The organism is Stenotrophomonas pictorum JCM 9942, from assembly GCF_001310775.1.
Classification (GTDB): Bacteria; Pseudomonadota; Gammaproteobacteria; order Xanthomonadales; family Xanthomonadaceae; genus Stenotrophomonas; species Stenotrophomonas pictorum.
In genome coordinates this window covers 1-1434 of record NZ_BAZI01000538.1, presented here as the reverse complement: position 1 = coordinate 1434, position 1434 = coordinate 1, and the positions used below count along the sequence as shown (strand labels likewise).

Genomic DNA, 1434 nt, shown 5'->3' with positions numbered 1-1434 from the left:
TGGATGCCACACAGCTGCAGTGCCCGGCCGCGCTACTTAGCGGCGGGCAGCGGCTGATCGCGGCGCTGGCCTGCGCGCTCTATGCCGATCCCCCTGCGCGGCTGCTGCTGCTCGATGAGCCGGGCAATCACCTCGATCTGGAAGCGTTGGCGGCGCTGGAAACCGTGCTGTGCCAGTACCACGGCACCCTGGTGGTGGTCTCGCACGATGAGGCCCTGCTGCAGGCCATCGGCATCAGCGCGCGGCTGCAGGCCGATGCCGATGGCTGGCGCTGGTCGGCGTGCTGAGCCGGCCCGCCGTTCTTATGCATGTCATCCAGCGCGACGATACTGCGCGCCTTTCCAGATCAGGGCGCGTTGTGGCGCCCACAGGAGCAACGGTGTCCAGGTGGTCGAGGGTGATGACAGTGGTGGCGGGCATGGCATGCTGCTGGGTGATGGAAACCGCTGCCACTCCGGCTTATCCACACGCCCAGGTCTATGCGCATCGCGGCGCCAGCGCCCTGCTGCCCGAACACACCCTGGCCAGTTATGCACAGGCCATCGCCGATGGCGCGGACTACATCGAACCGGATCTGGTGATGACCCGCGACGGGGTGCTGGTGGCGCGGCATGAGAACGAGATCGGCAGCACCACCGATGTCGCCACGCGGCCGGAGTTCGCCGATCGCCGCACCGTCAAGTGGATCGACGGGCAGAGGGTGGACGGCTGGTTCAGCGAGGACTTCACCGCCGCCGAGCTCAAGACCCTGTACGTGCGCGAGCGCCTGCCGCAGATCCGTGGCACCGCGTTCGATGACCAGTTCCGGATCGCCACGCTGGAGGAGATCATCGCCTTCCTGGTCCAGCAGGCCGCGCGGGCGAACCGCGGCATCGGGCTGGTGCCGGAGATCAAGCACGGCAGCTATTTCCGCGGAATCGGCCTGCCGATGGAGGAAAAACTGCTCACCGCGTTGCGCGCCGACTCCTATACCAACGTCGCGCCGGTGCTGATCCAGTCCTTTGAGGTGGCCAACCTGCGCGCGCTGCGCGCGCAGCTGGGAGATGCCTCCAACATCCGCCTGCTGCAGCTGATCGGCGCGCCCGGGCAGCAGCCGGCCGATATCGCACTGGCCGGAGGCGCACTGACTTATGCACAGATGGGTACCGCGGAGGGATTGCGGGAAATCGCCCAGTACGCCGAGGCCATTGGCGTGGAGCGGCGCGCGCTGCGGCCATGGGATGACCAGGGGCGGCCGGGTGCTCCCACGGCGCTGATTGCCGATGCGCATGCGGCCGGTTTGCAGGTGGTGGCCTACAGTTTCCGCCCGGAGAACCCGTTCCTGCCGCCGGCGTTGCGCGCCGGTGACGCCAACGCGCGCAATCCCGATGGCGCGGTGGCGGAGATGCGTGGCTACCTGCAGGCGGGTGTCGATGCGCTGTTCACCGACGATCC

2 protein-coding genes are annotated in these 1434 nt (G+C 68.0%); both read left to right on the top strand.

The features are described 5' to 3' along the window. The coding region (locus tag JCM9942_RS15820) for an AAA family ATPase (RefSeq protein WP_054660819.1) at positions 1-287 on the top strand (287 nt) is incomplete at its 5' end. Positions 288-379: 92 nt separating this feature from the next. Continuing rightward, the coding region (locus JCM9942_RS15815; protein ID WP_425478367.1) for a glycerophosphodiester phosphodiesterase at positions 380-1434 on the top strand (1055 nt) is incomplete at its 3' end.